Origin of the sequence: Vibrio genomosp. F10 str. 9ZD137 (genome assembly GCF_049974785.1) — a bacterium.
In the GTDB taxonomy this organism is placed as follows: Bacteria; Pseudomonadota; Gammaproteobacteria; order Enterobacterales; family Vibrionaceae; genus Vibrio.
Genome location: NZ_JBNGCJ010000247.1, coordinates 1 through 1,259 on the forward strand (window position 1 = coordinate 1; position 1,259 = coordinate 1,259).

Consider the following 1,259-nt stretch of genomic DNA (forward strand, 5'->3'; position numbering starts at 1 on the left):
CCGTCATCCATAGTGAATCGTTCACGATCCCAATCGACAGACGCACCAAGACGACGAAGTTGTTGAGTGATCGTGCCACCTGATTCCGCTTTCCAATCCCAGATCTTATCGATGAACGCTTCACGGCCGTAATCGTGTTTTGTTTTGCCTTCTTCTGCAGCAATTTTACGTTCAACCACCATTTGTGTTGCGATACCAGCGTGGTCAGTACCCACTTGCCAAAGGGTATTTTTCCCTTTCATACGCTGCGCACGGATCAAGGTATCCATAATGGTATCTTGGAATGCGTGGCCCATATGAAGGCTACCAGTAACGTTCGGTGGCGGGATCATGATGCTGTACGCTTCTTTTGATGTGTCACCGTGTGGCTTGAAGTAGCCTTTTTCTTCCCAAGCTTGATATAGCGCTTGTTCGATAGATGTTGGGTTGTATGTCTTTTCCATAGTGCTCTTAAATCGGTACTGTGAATTAGTAAATGGTCAAACTTTATAAGTGAAGGATCTACGTCTGAAATAATTAGGCTAAGATCGCTTTAACTATAAGGTTTGACTATGGGTGCTGTATCTCGATGGTTTGCAGGTTGAAACCTGCTTGCCGGTAAATTTTATATCTTTCTCGAGCTTGCTGTTTGGCATTTTCCTCGCAAGGAACGAAGTCTACCACCTCTGAGAACTGCTTCGCAAAGGTTGTATTATTATCCGCCAAATTAATTACGATTTGGCGATTCCATGTGTGCTTTACGTTTGGGTAGCCAATTTCAATATTTGTAGCGTACTTAGGCCCTTCACCAACCAGGTTATGCGCCATAAAGTCTTCGGGTTCGGACTGCCAAAAGAGCTCGGCGATGTGTTCTGCATGCTCTTTGTTGTGGCAGTGCAAATAGACTTTAGCACCTTGCTTGGCAAAATGTTTACTCATAAACAACGCATAATCATCAAACCCTTTTTTCGTCGCTTGAGGGCTATCGAGATTGACGATGTAGAAAGTGGCCTTGTTCATGGTTCTCACTATGGCTCAATGACTGAGGGATGTTGCTTTTGTCGTGGTGCATAAAAAAGGGCCTCTCGGCCCTTTTTGACGATTACTCTTCGCCTTCTTGGCCACTTCGATTTAGCAAGAACTGGACAAGCATTGATACTGGGCGGCCAGTTGAGCCTTTTGCTGCTCCTGACTTCCAAGCTGTACCTGCAATATCAAGGTGTGCCCAGTGGTATTTCTTGGCGAACTTTGACAAGAAACAGCCGGCCGTAATCGTTCCC

At 45.4% G+C, this 1,259-nt stretch carries 2 protein-coding genes and 1 pseudogene; all 3 read right to left on the bottom strand.

What is annotated here, in order from left to right:
* Window positions 1-443 (bottom strand): class I tRNA ligase family protein (locus ACP45E_RS03955; protein ID WP_141707214.1); only part of this gene is annotated, 443 nt, incomplete at its 3' end.
* A 106-nt stretch (window positions 444-549) separates the two neighbouring features.
* Window positions 550-999, bottom strand: a complete 450-nt coding sequence (locus ACP45E_RS03960) for a DNA polymerase III subunit chi (RefSeq protein WP_017034478.1) — start codon at window positions 997-999, stop codon at window positions 550-552.
* Window positions 1,000-1,081: 82 nt separating this feature from the next.
* Window positions 1,082-1,259, bottom strand: a pseudogene (locus ACP45E_RS03965) (leucyl aminopeptidase); the annotation flags it as partial.

What these genes read in the sequence shown, in the direction of transcription:
- ACP45E_RS03960 (WP_017034478.1), bottom strand. Translation starts at nt 999, where the DNA reads ATGAACAAGGCCACTTTCTACATCGTCAATCTCGATAGCCCTCAAGCG.